General features: G+C 43.1%; 1 protein-coding gene. It reads right to left on the reverse strand.

Going from position 1 to position 476, the window contains the following annotated elements; all coding sequences use genetic code 11:
* Positions 1-30: 30 nt before the first annotated feature.
* A partial coding sequence (locus Xsto_RS20915; protein ID WP_141554568.1) for an IS5 family transposase occupies positions 31-476 on the reverse strand: 446 nt, incomplete at its 5' end.

Below are 476 nucleotides of genomic sequence, written 5' to 3' on the forward strand. Positions count from 1 at the left end.
TAGGGTCTGTTGACGTTTTGTGTTCATCATTTATTCTGACCACATGGGTAGCCAGACGATGATAAAGGCCAGTGCCACCATACTGGCATAATTCCGTGCTAATTTATCGTATCTTGTTGCGATTGCACGAAAATGCTTGATTCTGGCAAACGCATTTTCCACTAAATGACGATAACGATATAAACCCTTATCAATCTTTTTATCCGATTTTCGGCTATTGTTCCGGTAGGGAATGACCGGTGTCGCGCCTTTTCGTTTGACGATTTCCCTGAAAGCTTCACTATCGTATCCTTTATCCGCAATAACAAAATCTGAAGTTGGAGATTGTGAAAGGAGACTTTCAGCATGAACGATATCATGGGTTTGCCCCCCGGAAAGCTCAAAATGGACAGGAAAACCGTAACTGTCTACGGCTAAATGGATTTTGGTTGAGAGTCCGCCACAACTTTTACCTATGGCCTCATTTTCCTCTGAGG

Origin of the sequence: Xenorhabdus stockiae (assembly GCF_002632825.1) — a bacterium.
Classification (GTDB): domain Bacteria; phylum Pseudomonadota; class Gammaproteobacteria; order Enterobacterales; family Enterobacteriaceae; genus Xenorhabdus; species Xenorhabdus stockiae.